The organism is Psychrobacter sp. UBA3068, assembly GCF_002366815.1.
GTDB classification, from domain to species: Bacteria; Pseudomonadota; Gammaproteobacteria; order Pseudomonadales; family Moraxellaceae; genus Psychrobacter; species Psychrobacter namhaensis.
In genome coordinates this window covers 52,425-74,881 of the sequence record NZ_DFBY01000019.1, presented here as the reverse complement: position 1 = coordinate 74,881, position 22,457 = coordinate 52,425, and the positions used below count along the sequence as shown (strand labels likewise).

General features: G+C 46.0%; 19 protein-coding genes. 9 read left to right on the top strand and 10 right to left on the bottom strand.

The features are described from left to right. Positions 1-149: 149 nt before the first annotated feature. Positions 150-2,816, bottom strand: a complete 2,667-nt coding sequence (gene topA, locus B2P60_RS04515) for a type I DNA topoisomerase (protein ID WP_286739679.1) — start codon at positions 2,814-2,816, stop codon at positions 150-152. Between the two features lie 267 nt (positions 2,817-3,083). Beyond that, a complete protein-coding gene (locus tag B2P60_RS04510) occupies positions 3,084-3,686 on the bottom strand; it encodes a hypothetical protein (RefSeq protein WP_286739678.1) in 603 nt (200 codons plus the stop codon). Between the two features lie 308 nt (positions 3,687-3,994). Between B2P60_RS04510 and B2P60_RS04505 the strand changes: the two genes are divergently transcribed. Next, positions 3,995-4,534, top strand: coding sequence for a DUF2799 domain-containing protein (locus B2P60_RS04505; RefSeq protein WP_286739677.1), 540 nt, complete (start codon positions 3,995-3,997; stop codon positions 4,532-4,534). 332 nt (positions 4,535-4,866) lie between these two features. Here B2P60_RS04505 and B2P60_RS04500 read toward each other — a convergent pair whose 3' ends face one another. From B2P60_RS04500 to B2P60_RS04490, 3 genes are all read right to left on the bottom strand, one after another. Continuing rightward, complete coding sequence (locus B2P60_RS04500; protein WP_198333966.1) at positions 4,867-5,268, bottom strand: ExbD/TolR family protein; 402 nt, start codon at positions 5,266-5,268, stop codon at positions 4,867-4,869. Positions 5,269-5,356: 88 nt separating this feature from the next. Continuing rightward, entirely contained in the window at positions 5,357-6,046 is a 690-nt protein-coding gene (locus tag B2P60_RS04495) for a MotA/TolQ/ExbB proton channel family protein (protein WP_286739675.1), read from the bottom strand. A 98-nt stretch (positions 6,047-6,144) separates the two neighbouring features. After that, positions 6,145-7,131 carry an energy transducer TonB gene (locus B2P60_RS04490; protein WP_286739674.1) on the bottom strand — a complete coding sequence of 329 codons (987 nt, stop codon included), beginning with the start codon at positions 7,129-7,131 and terminating at the stop codon, positions 6,145-6,147. A gap of 476 nt (positions 7,132-7,607) precedes the next feature. Between B2P60_RS04490 and B2P60_RS04485 the strand changes: the two genes are divergently transcribed. The 4 genes from B2P60_RS04485 (at position 7,608) to B2P60_RS04470 (ending at position 11,826) form a co-directional block, all read left to right on the top strand. Continuing rightward, complete coding sequence (locus B2P60_RS04485; RefSeq protein ID WP_198333963.1) at positions 7,608-8,660, top strand: siderophore ABC transporter substrate-binding protein; 1,053 nt, start codon at positions 7,608-7,610, stop codon at positions 8,658-8,660. Positions 8,661-8,868: 208 nt separating this feature from the next. Beyond that, the gene (locus B2P60_RS04480; protein WP_414706625.1) at positions 8,869-9,831 is read left to right on the top strand and encodes an ABC transporter permease; all 963 of its coding nucleotides are present in this window, start codon (positions 8,869-8,871) and stop codon (positions 9,829-9,831) included. Between the two features lie 80 nt (positions 9,832-9,911). Beyond that, positions 9,912-10,976: an iron chelate uptake ABC transporter family permease subunit gene (locus tag B2P60_RS04475; RefSeq protein WP_286739669.1), complete on the top strand. Its 1,065-nt coding sequence runs from the start codon at positions 9,912-9,914 to the stop codon at positions 10,974-10,976. Positions 10,977-11,067: 91 nt separating this feature from the next. Continuing rightward, positions 11,068-11,826: an ABC transporter ATP-binding protein gene (locus tag B2P60_RS04470; protein ID WP_286739668.1), complete on the top strand. Its 759-nt coding sequence runs from the start codon at positions 11,068-11,070 to the stop codon at positions 11,824-11,826. Positions 11,827-11,868: 42 nt separating this feature from the next. Here B2P60_RS04470 and B2P60_RS04465 read toward each other — a convergent pair whose 3' ends face one another. Continuing rightward, positions 11,869-13,152 (bottom strand): PepSY-associated TM helix domain-containing protein, encoded by a 1,284-nt coding sequence (locus tag B2P60_RS04465; protein ID WP_286739667.1) that lies wholly within the window; start codon positions 13,150-13,152, stop codon positions 11,869-11,871. A 169-nt stretch (positions 13,153-13,321) separates the two neighbouring features. Continuing rightward, the gene (locus B2P60_RS04460) at positions 13,322-15,412 is read right to left on the bottom strand and encodes a TonB-dependent receptor domain-containing protein (RefSeq protein WP_286739666.1); all 2,091 of its coding nucleotides are present in this window, start codon (positions 15,410-15,412) and stop codon (positions 13,322-13,324) included. Between the two features lie 456 nt (positions 15,413-15,868). Between B2P60_RS04460 and B2P60_RS04455 the strand changes: the two genes are divergently transcribed. From B2P60_RS04455 to B2P60_RS04440, 4 genes are all read left to right on the top strand, one after another. Further along, on the top strand, positions 15,869-16,144 hold the full coding sequence (locus B2P60_RS04455) for a Trp family transcriptional regulator (RefSeq protein WP_198333957.1): 276 nt from the start codon (positions 15,869-15,871) through the stop codon (positions 16,142-16,144). A gap of 72 nt (positions 16,145-16,216) precedes the next feature. Then, complete coding sequence (locus B2P60_RS04450) at positions 16,217-17,635, top strand: anthranilate synthase component I family protein (RefSeq protein WP_286739663.1); 1,419 nt, start codon at positions 16,217-16,219, stop codon at positions 17,633-17,635. A 33-nt stretch (positions 17,636-17,668) separates the two neighbouring features. Beyond that, a complete protein-coding gene (locus B2P60_RS04445) occupies positions 17,669-18,316 on the top strand; it encodes an anthranilate synthase component II (protein ID WP_286739661.1) in 648 nt (215 codons plus the stop codon). A gap of 274 nt (positions 18,317-18,590) precedes the next feature. Further along, on the top strand, positions 18,591-19,538 hold the full coding sequence (locus tag B2P60_RS04440) for a DMT family transporter (RefSeq protein ID WP_286739659.1): 948 nt from the start codon (positions 18,591-18,593) through the stop codon (positions 19,536-19,538). Positions 19,539-19,698: 160 nt separating this feature from the next. Here B2P60_RS04440 and B2P60_RS04435 read toward each other — a convergent pair whose 3' ends face one another. The 3 genes from B2P60_RS04435 to B2P60_RS04425 form a co-directional block, all read right to left on the bottom strand. After that, positions 19,699-20,442 carry an amino acid ABC transporter ATP-binding protein gene (locus B2P60_RS04435; RefSeq protein WP_198333953.1) on the bottom strand — a complete coding sequence of 248 codons (744 nt, stop codon included), beginning with the start codon at positions 20,440-20,442 and terminating at the stop codon, positions 19,699-19,701. A gap of 70 nt (positions 20,443-20,512) precedes the next feature. Then, a complete protein-coding gene (locus tag B2P60_RS04430; protein ID WP_230710734.1) occupies positions 20,513-21,196 on the bottom strand; it encodes an amino acid ABC transporter permease in 684 nt (227 codons plus the stop codon). Positions 21,197-21,270: 74 nt separating this feature from the next. Next, positions 21,271-22,104, bottom strand: coding sequence for an amino acid ABC transporter substrate-binding protein (locus B2P60_RS04425; RefSeq protein ID WP_286739655.1), 834 nt, complete (start codon positions 22,102-22,104; stop codon positions 21,271-21,273). Positions 22,105-22,457: the final 353 nt, after the last annotated feature.

The following is a 22,457-nucleotide window of genomic DNA, read 5'->3' as shown; positions in this document are numbered from 1 at the left end:
AGTGATTTAAGATTAAGCAAAATTTGTATATTTACTTACTACTTTAATCAGAAAAAACCTCTTAGTATCCTAAGAGGTTTTTTTGTGGCTCAAACAATAACAATATGGCAGGCTATACATTCGATATGAAGCCGAAAGACAAAGGAGAATTACTCCTCTACCCATTCACCTTTACGCCAATACACACCCCAACGGGTGGCCTTGCCGTTTTTCTCAGAGCCAATATACTGCTCTTTTTTCTTACGCGACCAGCGCAGTATCGTTGGATTTCCCTCCGGATCTTCATCTGGGCCTTCAAACAGATACTGGAACTTATCTTCCATCTTATCTTTAATTTCTCTCAGCTCAGCAAGCTTTGGCGCACGTGTTTCTCTGACTTTTGGAAACTTAGATGCCGCTAAAAACATACCAGCCGCCCCTTCCCGCAAAATGAAGTAATCATCATGCTTGGTCGACTTTAGCTCCGGCATATGAATGGGATCCATACGCGGCGGTGCTGCTTCGCCTGTTTTGAGGACTTTACGAGTGTTATCACACTTCTGACAAGCAAAATAAGGACCAAAACGTCCCGTCTTTAGCTCCATCTGCCCATCACATTTGTTACAGTCGATGGTCGGTGCGTCTGATCCCGGCACTTCGAACTTGCCTTCTTCTAAGATATAACCGTCGCAATCAGGGTTGTTACCACAGACGTGCAACTTGAGACCGCCATCGACGATATAACCATTCATCGCCGTTCCACATTTCGGACAGCGCTTTTTCTCCATTAAGTCTTTGACTTCGGCTGTCTCATCGGCCGCGTCGCCTTCATCAAGATTGGCAAAAGCCTCGACTGGCATTAAATTCTTGGTGCCTTTGCAGCGCTCTTTTGGCGGAAGGTTATAGCCCGTACACCCTAAAAATACTCCCGTTGAGCCCGTACGCAGCTGCATCGGACGGTCGCAAATATCGCAATGGACATCTGGCACATCGGTTGGATCATTCGGACGCATGCCGTCTTTTTCTTTGGCATGCTCAAGCGTGGTTTTGAACTCGCCATAGAAGCTATCAAGCACATCTTTCCAGTCTTTATCACCTTCTGCCACGTGATCGAGCTTATCCTCTAATGCGGCCGTAAAGGTATAATCCATCAAGTCTGGGAAGCTGGCCGTCAGTCTATCGGTGACGATATCACCCATTTTTTCGGCAAACAGGCGCTTATTTTCAAGCTTCACATAACCGCGATCTTGAATGGTCGAGATGATAGAAGCATAGGTCGATGGACGGCCAATGCCTTTTTTCTCAAGCTCTTTTACCAAGCTTGCTTCAGTGTAACGCGGTGGCGGCTTGGTAAAGTGCTGGCTCGGATCGAGCTTATCTAACGTTAATTTATCGCCTTTTTTGACATCAGGTAATAAGGTATCGTCGGTCTTGGCTGGTGGCATGACTCTTGTGTAGCCATCAAATACCATGGTACGACCGCGCGCTTTTAGCTCAACATCGTCTGCACCCACAAATAAATTCACTGATAGGTATTTTGCAGGTAGCATCTGACAGGCGACAAACTGACGCCATATCAGCTCATACAAACGTATGGCGTCACGCTCAACCCCTTTAAGCTGGGTTGACTTCATATTGACATTAGAGGGGCGAATGGCTTCATGCGCCTCTTGGGCCCCTTGTTTATTGCCATAAAAGTTAGGCTTTTCTGGCACATACTTAGCGCCATAGCTGTCTTCGATATGACCACGCACGGCCGCTAGCGCATCTCCAGACAGAAAAGTCGAGTCAGTACGCATGTAGGTAATGTGACCCGCTTCGTATAGACGCTGAGCCAAAATCATAGTCTTTTTAACAGAAAAACCCAATCGTGTACTGGCGGCTTGCTGCAAAGTCGAGGTGATAAACGGCGCGCTTGGACGTGACTGCGTTGGTTTCTCTTCGCGTTCTTTGACGATAAAGTCGCTTGCTTTAAGCACTTCCAATACTTTATCGGTCTGCTCTTTATTAACGAGCTTAAGCGTTTTACCACCTTGCTTGGTCGCCTCCAAACGAATACCGATTTGCTCAGCGTCTTTGGTGTTTTTGGCTTTGCTATCAGCAATATGGGTATCGGCATGAATCTGCCAATACTCTTCTGGAATAAAGGCGCGAATCTCATGCTCACGCTCAACCACCAAACGCATGGCAACCGACTGTACACGCCCTGCCGACAGACCACGAGCAATCTTTTGCCATAAGAGTGGCGAGACCATAAAGCCAACCACTCGATCTAAAAAACGCCGCGCTTGCTGTGCGTTAACACGGTCGATATCGAGCTTTGATGGCTGCTTAAAGGCACTTTGAATCGCCGATTTGGTAATCTCATTGAAGACCACACGTTGATACTTGCTATCAGGACCACCAATGACTTCTTTTAGATGCCAAGCAATCGCTTCCCCTTCTCTGTCCATATCCGTTGCGAGATATATCTTGTCAGCGTCTTTGGCTAAGGCTTTGAGCTCTTTGATGACTTTGGTTTTGTTTGGCAGTACTTCATAGACGGCCGCCCAATCATGCTCTGGGTCTATCCCCATGCGCCGCACCAATGCTTGCTGTGCTTTTTCTTCTTTGCTCAGACTGTCATCTTTTTTAGTAGTGGCTGTTTTTTTAGCGCTTTTACTGGCACTGACCGGTAAATCACGGACATGGCCGATACTGGAACGTACGATAAAGTCATCACCAAGGTATTTGTTGATCGTTTTTGCCTTGGCCGGTGATTCTACAATCACCAAAGACCTACCCTTTGGGCTGTCAGCAGCCGTGGCTGGACTTTTTTTGGTTGTGGTTTTTGCCATATGTGACGACACCATAATATAAGTAGATTAAAAGTAAGGATAAATTCAGCAGCATGGCAATTTATAATCGTTAGTTATAACAGCTCAGCGAATTATTGTAATAATAGTGACTCATAAAAACGGTTAAAAAACAAACAATAACCATAAGTTAAAGAGTGAGTTATAAAGACGTTACACTGCTAAGCGTTAAACTGTCAACTGTAAATGACTGGGCGTTTGCCAAAAGTGCTTGCATATTGCTTATTATTGGAGATTAAAAACACTTTATTACTCCGCAGTCTTTTTCTGCATCTGTAGCGCCCAATTTTCAAGGTTTTGCTTCAGCACCAACAAGTCTGCTTCAATCAATTTTTGCTGATAAGCGGGGTTGGTTGAGGGCCGCACGTAGGCAATATCTTCCCAATAAATAATGATGCTATTTGCCTTAGTCAATAAGCCCTTGACGAACGGCTCAACACTGACTGGTAAGTCCAGCGGTGTTTTGTCCAGACTAAAATTGGTCTTCTTGAGTACCGTATTGGTATGGCCTTGAGTCGAACGAATGGCACTTGGAATATTGAGCCTGACATCCTCTTTAGTGGTATCAACAAAACTGCTGTCTGGTCGCCATTGTCCATCGATTACTTGATAACGTGTGTGCGGCAACTGCGTATTTTCTAGAACCAAACAATATTGCCCCATCATGCCGCGACCATACTCATTGTCCCGGCCCTTTATCCAGTCAGGGCACGCAACGAGCTTTGGATTTAGCTGTAGTCGACGCGCGGTCATACGCAGCTTATCCAAACGCTGATCGATACCGTTAGGTTTGAGCGCCATCATACTCCCTAATACGAATAGTACAATGACAACGCCAATCAATATTCCCATGATAGTCTGACCTTTTGACTAAATTAAAGTAACGCTAACCACACAACTGCCATTATTTAACTATCTGTCTATAAGAGAAGTCGCTGGTATATAGGGACTTATAATGAGCATGAACCATTAAAAATCAAGCACAGTGCCTGTCTAATCCTCAAAAAATCCCTCACTCAGCTTACACCACCGCTGCTATTTATAACGATATATCAAACACTTAGCACCACTAAATACCAACATAATAACAAGATATAAAAAATTGTCAGTATAAAAAAGTGCTATGATAAACCATAATTTTAAACGCGCGCAGGTTTATTATGAATTATCTTATTGAGCTGAACTCATCAATCGCTGCTTTTTCTAGTAAATTGGCCAGTAAATCCGTCAGCCTATCTGGTATGACCATACCCTTAATAAGCGCCGCATTGCTGACCTTATCAGGCTGTGCCACGACCCAAAGCCTAACCCCTGAGCAGTGTCAGGACAGCAACTGGCAAGAAGTCGGCTATGCGGACGGCCTACAGGGGCGCTCAGGAGCTTACTTTGGACACTATGCCGATCGCTGTGCGCGTGTCGGCGGCGTCATGCCCAACCGCACACAATGGGAGCAAGGTCGCCTGCAGGGCCTCAAGAAATACTGTACCGAACTCAATGCTTATAAGCTCGGACGTGAAGGATATGATTGGCAGCCTGTTTGCCCACTCGACGGGATCGAAAAGCTAGAAGAGGCTTACGCTCAAGGACGCTACTATTATATCCGCCAGCGCGATCTCGATTATTTACGTTCTCCCTACCCATTTGGCTATGGGCCTGGGCGTTTTGGTTACGGCTACCATCCATTTGGCTTCGGCTGGTAAATGCTAGACTCTAGATATGGATGCACTGGGACTACCGGCTTTCTCTAAAAACCAGAAACACCTTAAAAAACAAAGGAAACCTCGCAAGGTTACCCAAACGAGGTTGAAGGAGAAATTTATTATTTTAATGGTTCTTCTTATTGTTTTATTGATTTTTCTCTTAATCAGCTTACTGATTTTGTTAGCCAGCTTACTGATATAGATGGCCTGACTGGCGTTATTAGACCATTGCCATAAAATCTTTGTCATGAAACTTTTGCCATAAAATCTTTGTCATGAAACTTTTGCCATAAAACCATTGCTATGTAGTTGCCTACACGGCTTTATGACAGCTACTCGTTGACAAAGGCTACTTTGGTAAGTCCAGCTTGGCTGGTGGCTGCCAACACCTGAGCGACGGTATCGTATTTACTCTCTTTGTCAGCTCGCAGTTGTACAGAGGGGTCTTTACCAGCCACACTTTGCTCTTGTAGCCGTGCTTCTAGCTCCTCCATACTAATCGGATCGCTGTCCCAAAATATTCCTGCGTCCTTATCAATACTAATTTGAATGGCTTCTGGTGGGGTCTCATTCACCGCCGCACTGGTCTTCGGCAAGTCTAATGGCACCGTCGGATTTAGTACGGTCGCAGTCAGTAGAAATATAATCATCAATACCAGCATGATATCGATAAGCGGAATGAGGTTCATCTCATTCATACTTTGTACGTCATCATCACCCAATTGAAATGCCATAGTTACTCTCAATACAATTCGTTATTCACAATACTGCTAGCTGTTTTCTCTCTTGACTGACAACCTGATCAATCGCTTCTTGCCATGATTATGATGAAGCTGAGCGACTATAGTGTCCGGCTTGCTGCACACTCTCTGCCTCTGCCATTATATGCTGACCTTTGGCTGACTGAGTTTGAGTAGCGACGGGCGTACTGTTTGCTCGAGACTGGGGGCTAGCGGCCAATTTTGCAGAGTTTGCTAATAGATCGTGCGCTCTGTCGTTGGCGTGGTACATCACACGGCGATTGATGCGTACCGCAAGGTTGTAAAACACCACAGCTGGAATAGCAACCGCGATACCAAGCCCAGTCATAATAAGTGCCTCACCTACTGGTGCTGCCACCTGTCCCAATCCTGCCTGTCCACTCATACCAATATTGTGCAGTGCGTGAAAAATACCCCACACCGTGCCAAACAAACCAATAAATGGCGCAATCGCTGCTGTTGTACCAAGGATAGGCAGCCCGCGCTCACTGGCAAAACGGTAGCGACCAATGTGCTTGAGCAAGGTCTGCTCAGTGACCAAACGCCGCGTAGCAGCGTCCGACTCTGTGAGCTCGGCTTGTTTTGGCTGAATCTGCTGACTCAAATCGTCTGCAACATTGGCAGCCAATTTGCGGCTTTGCAACACACGAATGATGCCAGTTACCCATGAAATGACGGATAGGGCCAAAAGTACAAAGAACAGGCTTTTGGTCACCATGTCGCTGTATTGCCAATACGCTGTAAAGTCCATGTCAGACTCCTTGAGTTGTTATTTCATTGCTGTTACTTGATTGTCTATCGCGGTGACGTTATTTAAAGTGGCATTACTTAAAGTAATGCAGCTATGTATTACGGCACCTTATAAGCGATAGGTAAGGTGACATTGCCCACAACGGGTGCACCATTTTTTGTAAAAGGTCTAAATGTACCAGAACGGACCTGACGCTGGGCTTCTTTGTCTAACAGAGTATTGCCTGAGGATTGAGCCACACGTACGCTATCAATACCGCCCTGCTTATTCACTCTTAATACCAGCACCACCTCTAACACATCGCCTGATCGAGCTCTACGGGCAGCGCGATCCGGAAAGCTAAAGTTTGGCGCAGAGGCCCAATTTGCGGCGCTCGCTGTAAAATTCACAGGCGTATTACTGGCAGCGGCAGCCGCTTGGGTTTTTGCTTGAGCAGCCGCTTGGGCCTCTTTTGCTGCTTTGGCTCGAGCAGCCGACTCGGCGGCTTCTCTTGCTGCTTTGGCATCAGCGGCGGCTTGAGCGTCACGAGCCGCTTTGGCTGCCGCTTCTTGAGCGGCTCTGGCTTGTGCTTCTTGAGCAGCTCTCGCTTGCGCTTCTTGTGCGGCCCTAGCTTGCGCTTCTTGCGCCGCTTTAGCCTGTGCTGCTATGATTTTACGTTGTTCATTCGCATCAGCTTTGGGTTCTACCAAGGTTTCTTTTGGCCGCTCTTCAGCCTTTGGTTTTTTTACTGGCACTACCGGTGGTGTTTTAGGCTTAACTTTCTCTTCTTTTACTACTGGCACGACTGGTTTTTTTGGTTGGGGTTTTACTTCTGGTACGGTCTTTGGTTTTGGCTCTATAACCTGAGGGGCGGGCTCCTCTATAGGAGTTACCTCTTTCACCTCCACCTCAGAGGTGGCCTCTTTAGTAGGCAACGTGACCAGCTCTATCTCGATAGGCGACGGGCTCTTTTCTGACTCGATTTTTAGTTCAGGTGTTTTGATCGCCACTAGTGCTATTGCCGTCAATAAGTGCAACCCCACAACTATAATAATAGCCGTAAGTATCAGTCTAAGTGGTGGCGCCCCTAAATCCGTTGAACTCATAACACCCTAATATTAATTAACTGAAATAGAATGGCGTAGATAATAATGCAAACGATAATTATTATCAATAATAAATTATAAAAATTTTGTTTAGCCAGTGTCATAAAGCCAATGACTGCTAATACAAGTGCGCGCAGCTTTTTTGTATTGACTCACTTTCGATGCAACAACAGCGTTAATAAAAATCATTATCATTTGTATTGATAATGAGTCTCAATTAATTTATCATAAACGCCTCTTGGATACTCATCTTATAATGTTAAAAATTCTTACGGTGATAAAAACACAAGCGCCAAAAACATAAGTACAAAAAAACCAAGTCATAAAAGTGGATAGTTTTTAAAGTGGAGAGTTTTTAATACTGTAACAACAAGCTCTCCATGGTGTGGACAGCTGCACCAAGCAAACGCTTTTTATTTTACATGGTCACTGTTTTATTCACATCTCTCCTAATCATCTAATGTACCGAGTTATTTATGTCTACGACTTTATTTTCTAATCGCTCTACTGCCCCTCTCTTTAAACGCCCGCTCTTGACTGCAATCATGACAGCGCTTGTGGCCACCATTAGTGTGACAGGCTGTAGCTCGCCTGAGTCGAACGACTCTGAGCCAGCAGAAAGCAAGGCTGAAAACCAAACCGCTGATGCCGCCTCAAATGTTGCCAACAATGACGCCGTCTCTGCTGAGACCATCGCGGTCAATACGGTGAAAGGGGATGTTGATTTAGCAATCAATCCCTCGCCGCTAGTCGTTTATGACATGACTTTGATGCAAGATTTGGCCGCACTTGATGTGGCTGTCGATGGCGCCCCAAGTAATCTGGTGTTAGACAACTTACATGCAAAAACTCAGCCTGAACCAAAAGGCGTTGGCACCGTGTTTGAGCCAGATCTTGAAGCCCTAAATGCGATGCAGCCACAAGCTATCTTGATCGGCTCACGTATGGCAGAAAAATATGATGAGTTATCGAATATCGCGCCAACGCTAGATATGACGATTGATACAGCGAACATTTATGAATCAAGCAAGCAGCGCTTACATGATTTGGGGGCGCTATTTGGTAAAAGTGATCAAGCGGCAAAACTGCAAGGGAATATTGATACCCTTATTGACGACACTAAAACCGTGACCAAAAACAAAGGTACAGGTTTGGTCATTATGGTCAATGGCAATAAAATGTCGGCGTATGGTGATAAATCACGCTATGGCTTTATCCATTCTGTCCTTGGTGTCCCCATGGCCGATGATCAAATTAAAGACGCCCGCCACGGTCAACCCGTCTCTTTTGAGTATATACAAAAGACCAATCCAGACTGGTTATTTGTCCTCGATCGTAGTGCGGCAATTGGCGAAGATGGCGTCGGTGCCAAAGCGGTGTTAGACAATCCACTGGTCGCACAAACCAATGCTTGGAGTAAAGATCAAGTGGTATACCTTAGCCCAGACTCTTACCTAGCATTCGGTGGCTATTATCAGTGGATACAAGACTTGACCACTATTAAGAACGCGTTTGCTGGCGCTAAATAAAGACTGTCACTGTTCGAGCCACTGCTCTGAACTTCCGTTATAAATTTCACTTTCTAAGCCAGTAGCCACTATGTCGTTATTTTCACATCGTGCTCATACCAGCGTTAAAGAGAGCTCTTCTTTGGCAACAGCCTCATCAAGTTGGCAAAAAAGAGCGAGTAACGGCCTGAGCCTTACACATCGACGTGCGGCGATACCGCCGTGGTTAATGAACACGGGTAGCCTCATTATTATGGGGCTTTTGGTGTTATTAAGTTTGTCTATTGGTGTGGCGGATTTTTCGTGGGCAGGTATGTTGCAAAGCGTTATCAGCCATAGTGCGAACTCTGATAGCTCACTCATGCTTGTCAGCCGCATGCCACGTACCATTGCCATTATCTTGACTGGTGTCGCTATGGCAGTGGCAGGCATGATCATTCAAGTGGTACTAAAAAACCGCTTCGTTGAACCATCGATGGTCGGTGCGACCCAAAGCGCGGCGCTTGGACTGTTGGTGGTCAGTTTGCTGTTCCCAGCCAGCGCACTCATTATAAAAATGGGCGTGGCCACCATCGCAGCCGTGTTTGGCATGATGTTATTTATGCTGCTGATTCACCGTATTCCACCGACTGATTTTTTGATGATCCCACTGATTGGTATTGTCTTTGGCGGTATCATTGAGGCGGTAACCACGTTTATCGCTTATCAAACCGAGTCGTTACAGATGCTCAGTGTTTGGCAATTTGGTGATTTTTCTGGGGTCTTGGCAGGGCGTTACGAGCTTTTGTGGCTGACGGGCGGACTGTGCATCCTAGCTTACATTATTGCTGACAAGCTGACCATCGTAGGTCTGGGTGATAATATCGCGCTAAACTTAGGCATTAGCAAAAGACAGGTCACGTGGCTTGGGGTCGGCATGGTGGCGATGATGAGCGCTGTGGTGGTCGTGACGGTTGGTATGATCCCTTTTATTGGCTTGGTCGTTCCCAATATCGTTAGCCGCGTGATGGGGGATAAATTACGCCGTAGCCTGCCAGCAGTTGCGCTGTTAGGGGCATCGGCAGTCTTATTGTGCGATATTATTGGGCGTACTATTCGCTATCCATTTGAAGTGCCTGTCGCCACCGTTTTTGGTGTGGTCGGTACGGTGCTGTTCTTATGGCTATTGCTGCGCGCCCCCTCTGAACGATAAGCACTTATTACCGCTTATTATGTTTTTTATTTTATCGTTATTTTGTTTGATTAGATAAGCTTGGCACCATAGGATTTAACATGCTTTCACCGTCTAGGCCTAGCTCTACAAAGTCTGACTCTACCCATACCAGCCCAGCGATAAATGATCAATACTCATCGGCTACTGGACAAAGTCACTTAACCCAGTTTTGGGCATTTATCGCCAACCATCCAAAATCAATTGCAGCCGTTATACTGCTTATCTCAATGACGCTATTTTTAACGCTCAATGTCAATGGGCATTGGGACTTTGCTCTGCCGCTTCGAGGCAAAAAACTACTGGCATTGATGGTGGTCGGATATGCGATTGGCGTCTCAACATTACTGTTTCAAACCTTGACGCACAACCCCATCTTAACCCCCTCTTTATTGGGTTTTGACTCGCTGTATGTTTTGCTGCAAAGCTTGTTGGTTTTCTTTTTGGGTGCGATTAGCTTTACCAGTATCAATCCCATTGCCAAATTTACGCTTGAAATTGTCCTGATGTTTGGCGCGTCATTGCTGTTGTTTCAGTTGTTGTTTGCCAAAAGCAGTCAAGATTTGACCCGATTGATATTGGTAGGCGTGATCTTTGGGGTGTTATTTCGCAGCTTATCGGCCTTGATTGCGCGATTGATTAATCCCGATGATTTCGTCGTGGTACAGTCTGCCAGTTACGCCCAATTTAATACGGTGAATCCACAACTGCTTGGGATCAGCCTATTTATTTGTCTCATTAGTGGGTGGTTTATTTGGCGTTGGCGCTATCAGTGCGATGTATTGATGTTAGGTAAGGCACAAGCCACCAACCTTGGCATCAACTATCAACGCTTAGCATTTGGGCTACTAACCGTCATCGCGGTGTTGGTCGCCACTGCCACCGCACTGGTCGGACCTGTGACCTTTTTTGGTTTATTAGTCTGCGCGTTGACCAACCGTATCGCTCGCCATATGTATCATAGTGAGCGCCTGATATTGGTCAGCTTGGTGGCAATGATATGCTTAGTGCTCGGTCAGACTGTATTTGAGCAAGTACTGAGCATGGCCGGGGTACTATCGGTCGTCATTGAGTTAGCAGGCGGGATAGTATTTTTATTATTGATTTTTATGACTCAGCGTCATTAATAAACAGCCTCGTTAATAAACAGCGCCGCTCGTCTTTAGTGACTGCCTTAAAAATAAGACCATTTACCATTCGATAAACACAAGAAACGTTATGATTAAAATAGATAATATCTCGCACCACATTGGTAAACAGCAAATCCTACATAACGTGACGTTATCTTTACCAAGTGCCCAAATCATTGCCCTAATCGGCCCCAACGGTGCGGGAAAATCTACCTTATTTTCAGTCATGTCACGCTTGCAACCACTACAGACGGGACAAGTGAGTTTCGGTGAGCATGATATTGCAAGCTGTCATGCAAGAGTGTTGGCTAAAACCGTCGCCATGCTCGGACAAGACAACCAAGTACAAGGACGCTTGCGGGTGCATGAACTATTGATGTTTGGGCGATATCCTTATCATCAAGGACAACCAACAAGTGAGGATCAGCAAAAAGTACAGGAAGTGATCGAACGCTTTGAGCTTGAGCCCCTAGCCGAGCGGTTTTTATCGACTTTGTCGGGTGGGCAACGCCAACGGGTATTGATTGCGATGATTGTCTGTCAAGACACGCCTTATCTATTGCTCGATGAACCGCTAAATAACTTGGACATGTACCATGCTGGCCGTCTGATGCGTGAGCTACGCGAGTTGAGCCACAGTCAACAAAAAACTGTTGTGATCGTCCTACATGATATCAATCAAGCCGCGCAATTCGCGGATACCGTCGTTACTATGAAAGACGGTCAAGTGATGGCGGTTGGTAAGCCCGCCGATGTCCTGACCAAAGAAACCATGAAAGCGCTGTATAACGTCGATGTGACTGTATTGAGTCATCAAGATCGTCCGGTGATTGTCGATACCGTGTAAGGACTGGCGTATCTGGCACCAGCCCTGTTTGCATTTATCTCGTCACCTTTTGCAACGCTTTGCCCGTTGCTGTCGACCTTTCCACCACAGATAAACCCCAGTACCTGATAACACCGTCACGGCCAAACCTATCATCGCTAAAAACACTTGATACAATCGGTGTCCCCACCCTTGACCAATGTGGCCCATGTGCAGCGCCCCTAACCATTGGTCTACTTTATTGCCAAATGCGCTTTGATTACCAAAATGAACGCGCTCAACCTTACCGGTTGCTGCATTCACCGTAATTGATGAGGCCCCGCCGTGCGTACCGATGTCTTTATCCGTTTTAAAACGCATCTGCCACTGGTTGTCTTCTTCCATCCAGCGTATACCCAGTAGTTCTTGTACGCGGGCCCCATGACGGTGAGCGGCAATCTCAGCCTGGGCACTGAGATACGCGATACTATCGGCCTTGCTCACCACATTCGTACCAGCGACCATCGCCCTGCTGGGCGACTTGACTGTTGGTACGGGGGCGCTTGGTTGGGGTGCTCTCCCTTCTCTCCCCTCTAGTCCTACCACTGCTTGCATGACTGGCTGATACACCGACTTTAAGTTAAAACCAACGCTCGACCAAGCGATGACAAATAGCATGAGCCACAGCCATAAACCAAACGCATGATGCAAATCATAATTTAGCTTAAAGGTATTGGTCTTACGCCGGATTTTCCATGCAGGCAGCCAGCGCTTCAGTAAAGAAGCACGCTTTTTGCCAGATAAAGTCTGACGCGCATCTTGCTTGGACTTATGTGATTTAACCGCTCTTGGAAAGGTGAGATAAAAGCCGATAAAACAGTTAATTGTCCAAACCAGTGCCACAATACCCAGTACCAATTTGCCAATATCGCCAAGCAATAAGTCCCGATGCAACCAAAACACTTTCCACATGGTGTTTTGCCATGCCCACTCATCCTTATTACGTGTACCAATGATATGGCCGTCGTAAGGATTGACATACACTTCCTGAAATGGCGCTTTAGCAGTGTTTTTGGCGGCCTGCCCTCGCATCCTATCTACCGAAAACACTGCTGATTGGGTGGTCGATAGTGAGGTTGGCATGCTAGAAAACTTATAGTCTGGATAGGCGCTGATCACACCATCATGCAGTACAGCTATCGGTAGCAGCGGCTTTGGCTGCGCTTCGATGTGAGCAAGCTTATGATTAAACACCTCATCCAGCTCGTCATGAAATGCCAAGAGCGTACCTGTGATACCAGTGACAATTAAAAAGGCTGCCATAGCAAGCCCGGTATAACGATGAATCCAAAGGCAGCTTTGGCGCATATGAAATGAAATCATTGATCTTGGTTCTTTATTAAGTGATTATTTTAATGGGCTGTTAAAAATGGTTTTTATAACGGCTATCCCCTCGTTAAAAACTCACTGGCAATAAAAAAGCCAGCTCTCCTATAAAGACAGCTGACTTTTTAACTACCATTAGGTTACCGTAGTACTAAAACTGATACGTTAAAGAGGTTTTGATGTTACGACCCATCTCAAAGTCAGTTCTTAAAGCCCCATCTTCCCGAGGCTTAACGATGCGTGATGCATGGCTGGCATAGGTTTCATCAAAGAGGTTATACACCCCAACCGTCGCTTTTAAGCCCTCAACTTGTTTTGGGGAATAACTCATAAAAATGTCATGCACATCATAGTTGGGTTTTTTAATATCATCACCACCAGTGTTAGGCGTCAATGAAGCAACATAGGTACTGCGCCAGCCAAGCTCTGTCGTGTCTGTTGGTGCGTAACCAAGGTTGACCATGTATTTGTCACCTGATTCAGAGCTGCTACCGCTTACTGAGGAGATGCTATAACCCGTATCTTCACCTTCACTACGGGCACGTTCATAGCTTAGACCCATGCTAAAATTATTTGTTCTATAGTCAGCAGCAAGCTCTACGCCCTTAATCTTATAATCTTCGTCTTTATTGATGACGCCTTGGCAGCTACCGTTTAATTGACCTGTCGCACAATCTAAACCAACTCTACCGTCCCCTGCGCGCACAAACTCAATATAATTTTCAATATCGGTCTCAAAGTACTTAGCACTTAGTTGGAGCGCGTCATCAGCGATGGTCAAGTCGCGTAGCGTCGTGGTGACACCCACTTCCGCGTTAGCGCCTTCTTCTGCTTTTAGGTCACTGTTGACATAGGTGCCGGCACCATTTGAGTTAAAAATAGCTTGGCTTAAGTCTGGGCCATTAAACAGCTCGGTATAGCTGGCAAAAACTTGTGTACGGGGCGCAATTTCGTAACTGGCAGCGAGCGCGCCGACGACATTGTCATAAGTCTTACCGCCAGAGACAAACTCTGGTGACTCATAGCGGTCATAACGCACGCCCGGCGTTAGGCTCAGTTTGCCCACCTGCCATTGATCTTCTAGATACACTGACGTGTTAGTTGCCTCATCACTACCGCTTTTGACAAAATCTCGAGACATGTCAGACTCTTTTTTATAGTGCTCGATACCAGCAATCAGCTTATGTGTACCAGTGATACCATCAATAATACTGCTGTCTATCACACTGGTGTTTTGTACCTTAGCGCCTGTGGTTTTCACCTGTGCATCAAACTCAAAGCCAGGATTTTTCAGATAATCAGAATCACGTAAAATCTGAGTCTTTGACTGATACACATTGGTATCAACATCGATTAAGCGATTACTTGGGTTATAGGTATAATCGAGTGCATAAGTATCACGCTTGACTTCTTGCGGAATAATGGGGTTCCAACCACCGGCAGGAAAATCAGGACGTAGGGGGAACTTTCCTTTGTTCTCAGTACGGCTAAAGCTAGCACCAACACGATGATCATTGGCAATATGAGCACCAGCTTTTAATAGGATGTTTTCGCCTTCACTGTCTTCGGTTTGAATCTTGCGACCTTCACCGTCTTCGCCCGCCTCGGCATCACGCTTACCATAATACGCGAGTAAATCGACGTTCTCTGCTGGTGCACCATAGACGGTGGCAGAGGTCAATAGCTCATCATTGTTACTGCCATAGCCTGCGTGCAATTTGGCGCCAATTTTTTGACCCGGCTTAAGCAAGTCTGCGGCATCCACTGTCTCAAAAGCCACGGCACCACCGATGGCATCGTTACCAAGTGTCACTGAGTTATTACCAACCGCGACCTCGGCTTGTTTTAACAAATCTGGATCAATCGTGACATCGCCCATATGATAAAACAAAGCACCCTCTTGACGAGCGCCATCAATCGTTACTTTTAGATTGGTGTCATCAAGTCCGCGCACCCGTATACGCTGGTTAACCGACGACGTGCCACCGACACTAACGCCTGGCACTACCTCTAAAAAATCACTCAAATGGCTTGCTTGAGCAGCTGGAGTGTAATCATCTATGTAAACAGAGCCCTCTTGCACATTGTCACGTACCGAGCTATTGGCAGTCACGGTGATGGTCTGTAAGGTGGTATTTGGTAGGTTTTCTACCGTGGCGGCACTGGCTGCTTGTGACCATAGTACCGCTGCCACGCCCATGGACAATACCGTCAATTGATTAGCTAGCTTTACTTCACGCATCACACACTCGCTTTATTATCAGGATTAGAATTTTTGAGGTCTGTTTATTTTTGAGAACTGTCTTTTAGACAGTTTGGCGTCTTGATAACAACCAAACTTTGCACACAAATAGCAATGTTAATGATAATTGTTAGCATTCAATAAAGAGAGGCATAATAACGAAGTATTAACAATATGGCAATAATTAATGTGAGAAATTTCCTACCTTGTCTTACTTAACTCTTAAGACGATAAAGATAGAAGCACGGATGCAGAAGCTAGTTAGCGTTAGGGGCGTGATGATTTTTGTTTTTGAAGCTGTAGAGTGGCACTCATTTGTGAGGGATAAGCGGTTTTATTATGGTAGATTACGAGTGTCCTTTTTCATGACTTGTTTTTTATGTACTATTGTACTAGAATACTGAAACAAGCTAATGACTAGCGCTCTATTTTTTTCTTTTATGAAGAACACCTATTATGAGTACTAACCCCTATCACAGTTTATTAAAACATTTAGCAAATTGTCATGACAGCACCGATATCGAAGTGCTATTCAGGGCGCTATTGACGGACAAAGAGCAACACGAGATTGCCAATCGTATCCGTATTTTTGACTTGTTAGAGTGCGGTGCAACCCAGCGTGATATAGCTGAGCAGTTAGGCGTCGGTATTGCCACGGTCTCGCGAGGCGCTAAAGCCATGCAAAGTCATGACGTCAGTGCCTTGCTCGCGACCCATAGGCAAGGCTCTTGAAGCACGCAAGCACTCTGTCTACATTTTTCTTCTTTTTAGCTGACACCCATTTACATGATTTCGGATTTTGTTATGATTTCTACGACGCCCCAGCACAGCCAACCTGCGCCTATTGATATTCCCAGCAAACCGAAGCGCATTAAACTCACGCAAGACATTGATTTTTTTGCTTTGTTTAAACGTATTGAGCGGGCTTTTGAGACGTGTTATTTGCTCGAATCACTAGGCGAAGAGAGTCACATATCACGTCACCACGCCATTGGTTTTGATCCTGTCATGACCGTTGCCGCTCTAGATCGCACCACCCTTGCCATCACTGACAATAAAACGGCTGAAACACGCCACTATCAAACCGAAAATCCTTATCAATTACTGCGCAAGATTACGCCGCAGCACGTCATTGCTCGTGACCAAAGTGGCGGTCTGGTCGGTTATTTGGGTTACGACAGTGTGAATTTTTTTGAGCCGAGTCTCAATGCCAAAGCCAGCGATGACTTTGAGCCATTTAAATTTGGCGTGTATTTGGATGGCTTAACGCTTGATAAGATGACCGGTGAGATTTTCTATTTTTATTATCCCACCGCTCAGCAAGACAACCGTATCGAGCAAATCAAAGCCTTACTTGATGCGCCAACACCAAACTATGAGCCACCCATGGTTGAATTTTTGGGTGATGGCATGAGTCAAGAGGAGCATGCCCGGGCCGTCATGCAAGTAAAAGAAGACATTATCTCTGGACGTATATTTCAATGCGAGGTGGGTTTTAAATCTAAATACCGTATTACTGGTGACAAGATGCCCATTTATGAAAAACTGCGAACGGTCAATCCATCACCGCATATGTACTTTATGAAATTTGCCCAGCAGTGCATCATCGGAGCCTCCCCTGAGCTGCTTTTTCGCTTGCGTCAAGGTGAGATGGAAACCTATCCCCTAGCTGGTACTGCCAAGCGCGGCGTTGATGTGGTCGAAGATCGTCAGCTCGCCCGCGCCTTACTTAATGATGCTAAAGAGATTGCTGAGCACAATATGTTGGTCGACCTGCATCGCAACGATATTGGCCGCGTGGCACAGTTTGGCACCGTAAAAGTACGTAGCTTAATGGACATCAAACGCTTCTCACACGTACAGCATATCTCCTCTGAAATCGTTGGCATCTTACACCCTAACGAAGATATGTTTAGCGCCCTCGCGAGCAACTTCCCCGCCGGCACCCTGTCAGGCGCGCCCAAGGTGGAAGCCATCAAAGTCATCAATGAGTTAGAACCGGATGGTCGCGGCGCCTATGGCGGGGCAATCGGTTCCTTTAATTTTAATGGGGATTGTATCTTTGCCATTCCCATCCGCAGCTTATTTATCAGCGGCGAGTCAGCTTACGCGCAAACCTGCGGTGGCAATGTTTATGACTCCAATCCAGCGGATGAATATGTAGAGATTCAGCGTAAACTGTCGGCGATGAAAGTGGTGTTAGACAGTTTTATGCATCCGTAAATTGACTATATTTTATTAAAGAGTTTATAACCCATGAATGTTTTAATTATCGATAATTACGACTCGTTTACCTTTAATCTTTACCAATATATCGGTGAGATTTTGCAGACAATGGACGGGAGTAAAGCTGCCAACGTCATCGTTAAACGCAATAACGAGGTGACTTTAGCAGAGGTGCAGGCGATGAATCTTGACCGTATCATCATCTCACCTGGCCCTGGTGCACCTGATGATCCCGCCTATTTTGGTATTTGTGCAGACGTGATTGAAACACTGGGTAAAACAACACCCATATTGGGCGTTTGCTTAGGTATGCAAGGTATTGCGCATGTGTTTGGCGGCGACGTGGTCCGTGCCAGTGTACCGATGCACGGCAAGGTTTCAGCGATTCGCCATAATGGTGAAGGCATCTATCAAGGATTGCCACAAGAGGTTGAAATCATGCGCTATCATTCTTTAATGGTACAAGCGGACACGCTACCGGACTGCCTAACCGTCACTGCCGTCGTCGCCAATGATGCGCGTACAGAGCTAAGCTTGGCTGAGTCGGCATTGGCTGGTGATGAAATAATGGGACTGGCGCACAAAGACTACCCGATTCAAGGCGTACAGTTTCACCCAGAATCTTTTGCCACCGAAGGCGCTAAGCGTTTGCTAAGTAATTTTTTATTGCAGGTATAAAACGAGACATTCAAATTTTAAAACGTGATGTTAAAGGCCAATAAAGAGCAGACTGCCATTCAAAACATGATACGCAGATTTTAGACCAAACGGACTTGCGTTAAGACTTGATTAACGCTTTAATGAGACACTGAAAAAACGTGTAAAAGGCAGCCCTCAACCGGGTTGTCTTTTTTCTTATTTTAGTGTGGTTTTCAGTCGTGTCTTAGAGGACTGAAACCGTTTATAACATCGTGGAGCATTGCGACACTCAAGTAAAAACAAGAGACAGGATATGGCAAACTCCCACAGCGCAACGGCAGCGCGGCAGTCATGGATCGGCACCATTCAGATCATTACAGCAGCAATCTGCTGGGGTACTTTAGGTATCTTTTCGACTTACCTCAACCAGATCGGCTTTAGTGGCTGGCAAATCACCATCTTACGCATCGTCACTGCCGCGTTGCTTGTTTTAGTTATGCTACCCAAGCTGTGGCCACATCTTGTCAAACTCCGACCAAAACAATGGCTTGGGCTGGCGCTTCAATCTTTGATAGGTGTCCTGAGTATGTCGGTATGCTATTTCTTTGCTGTGATCTATGTCGGCGCTGGCCCTGCCGTTGCCTTGCTGTATACGGCCCCAGTTTTTAGCTTATTGTTTTCAGCCTTTTTACTCAATGAAACCATTACGCGGCAGTCAGCATTATTGGCACTCATGGCAGTCTCTGGTGTCGGCTTGACGATGTTAGGCGATGAGGCGCAGATAAACTGGGGGATTATATTAGGGCTACTATCCGGTATGTGCTACTCCTTATACGGGGTACTGGGCAAGCGCGCCATGCACTACGCACACCCGGCACCTTTGGTGTTTTTTACCTCTATTATCATCAGTGCTGGCGTGCTGTTATTACTACCAGAAACCTATCACACTTATGAGCAGTTATTGACTTTACCATTGCACACGTGGGGCTACGCCTTGGGACTGTCTTTGGTTGGCACCGTTGTGCCCTTTGCACTCTATATGAAAGCGTTAGAAAAGCTCCCTGCCACTCGTGCATCGGTGTTTACTATATTTGAGCCGTTGACCGCGATTGCCCTTGCGATCCTACTACTCCATCAATCTCTGTCGTTGATTCAATATTTGGGCGTGGTGTTAATTTTGTTAGCCGCGTTATTGAATGCGGTACTAAATGGCAGCACAACTCGCGTACCACGGTGGCTAAAAAGACGGCAAAAATCTTAGTCAGGCGGTCTTACTACCTAGAAAGCCTCTATAGCCGCTTTCATCAAAAAGCCCCAACCGTGCCAGCACAGTTGGGGCTTTCTTTTTTCAAGATTGACCGTACATATCAAGGATCCATGCATCAGTGATTTGCTCAACCATGCGACTTGGCTTAAGCGGATTACTGCTCGATACGCTGTAAAAATGCCTGCGTTCTTGGGTGTTTTGAGTCCTCAAACAATTGCTTAGCACTGCCTTCTTCAACCACATGACCGTCTTCGATTAACACCACATGGTCCGCCACGTCACGGGCAAAGTTGATTTCGTGAGTCACCACCACCATCGTCCAGCCTTCAGAGGCCAGCTGCTTCATGGTTTCAAGAACATCTTGTACCAGCTCTGGATCAAGTGCAGACGTCGGCTCATCAAACAGTAATAACGACGGTTCGATAGCAAGCGCACGGGCAATGCCAATACGCTGCTGCTGACCACCAGATAACTGAAACGGATAGAGATCCGCTTTATCAGACAACCCTACTTTATCCAGCAGCACTAATGCCTGCTCACGGGCTTGCGCTTTACTCTGCCCTTGTACCACCGTAGGACCAAGCATTAAGTTTTCGATTGCTGTTTTGTGCGGAAACAAATTATAAGACTGAAAAACCATACCCGACTTACGTTGCAGCGCCAGTAAGGTTTTTTTCTTAGGTTTGGTGGCAAAATCAACGGTTAAGCTGCCATCATCAAAGGCAATAACGCCTTGATCCGGGATCTCAAGCGCATTGAGACAACGCAAAAAAGTGGTTTTACCCGAACCGGATGGCCCTAATATGACGACCACCTTCCCTTTATGAATCGTCAAGTCGATGCCTTTGAGCACTTGATTGCTCCCAAAGGCTTTGTGGATATTAGTGACTTTGATCATAAAGGTTCCTGTGCTACAAAGGATGCTGAAACTATGGAATAATTAAAATATTGAAAGGTGAGCCATCCCGCTATTTTGCCACGTAACGATCAAGACGGGTTTCAAGCTTACCTTGGATAAAGGTTAAGAATAGACAGATACCCCAGTAAATAATCGCCGCTTCGGTATAGACCAGCATAAACTCGTAGTTACGCGCCGTGATTATCTGCGCTTGCTTAAACAGTTCAGTCACCAACACCAATGACGCCAATGAGGTGTCTTTTACCAGACTAATAAACGTATTGGATAAAGGCGGCACCGATACTCTGAGTGCTTGTGGCAAAATGACATGACGAAAGGTCTGTAAGTACGTCAAACCAACGGTCGAGCCTGCCTCCCATTGACCTTTTGGAATAGACAAAATTGAGGCACGCACTGTCTCTGACGCATAAGCGCCAATATTGAGCGAAAAGGCAATAATCGCCGAAGGAAAGGGGTCAAGCTTGACGCCAACACTTGGCAGCCCATAAAAGATAATAAACAGTTGAACCAGCATGGGCGTCCCGCGAATGGCGGACACATAAATACGCGCCAGTCTGTAAACAATCTCATGAAACCAGCCTGCCCGCGGAACGATACGAATCAGCGCCACTGTCAGCGCAATCACCATACCAATGACAAACGAGATCAATGCCAGTGGTATCGAATAATAGATACCACCTTTGAGCATGGGCCAAAAAGACGAGATAACAATCTGCGCCCGATCAGGGCTCATGAACGGCAATAATGCCAATAAATCCGCAAACCACGACACAGACATAATAGAAGCTGGCATGATAGACCCTGACATTATTTTTGTTGACTTACATCAGCACCAAAGAACTCTTCACTAAGTTTGGTGAGCGTACCATCAGCCGCCAACTCTGCCATCGCTTCATCCAGTTTTGCTACAACGGCATCGTCCCCTTTTATGAGCACCAAACCTGAACCACGCTGCTCACTCGCAGGCGCTGTCAACTTAATCTCAAGCGCCGCATCTGGGAATTTTTTTAGATAATCCAACACAGCAAGGTTGTCGTTCATGGTAAAGTCAGCACGGTCTTGTTTGACCAATTGGATTGCTTGTGCCATACCATCGACAGGGACGATTTCTGCACCATAGCGTTCTGCCAGCTCACCATAGTTACTGCTGAGTGATTGCGCAGTGCGTAGACCTTTTAAGTCCTCCCAAGAGCCATAACGATTGTCATCAGTTGGGGCTAAGACCACCGCGCCGGACCAGCTATAAGCCATGGCTTTGTCATACTTCGCTTTACGCTCAGGCGTGGTCAAGCTGACTTGGTTGGCCACCATATCAAAGCGTTTTGAATCCAAACCTGCCAGCATGGCATCCCACTGGGTTTCTTTAAACTCAACATCAACGCCCAACTTATCAGCAACCGCACGCGTGACTTCGACATCATAGCCTGTGAGTTTTCCACTCTTATCATGATAAGTGAACGGTGGATACGTCCCTTCTGTACCAACGTTGATGGTGCCACCATTATTGATACGTTGCAGCAAGTCCGAACCGCCTGTCGCAGCACTATCCGTCGTATTGTTATCGGTATCACTAGTAGACTGGCCACAAGCAGCAAGTAACAGTGTACTGGCGGCTAGGGCTAAAAGAGTACGACGTTTCATAAGACGTCCTTATAAGAGTGAATGAGTAAATCGGCGTGTATAAATACCAGCAAATAAGAATAAAACCCGCCAAGACAGATATTAAAACACATATTTGTCCTACAATATTTGGCTTTGGCTGCCCGATTTGAGGATACACAGCCTATTTTTCAATGCTATTTTTACATTAATTGTGAACTTTTAGACCGTTTTAGGCAGTTTTAGGCAGTTTTTTAACTTTAGCGCCAATGGATTAGAACGTCCTAAACACTCGGCCAAACAGAGGCTGCGAACCATTCATCTCAGATGCACGGTATTGTTCTTCACTTAAAACGACTATAGCGCACTTAAGTGAGAATAAACGTACAAAAACC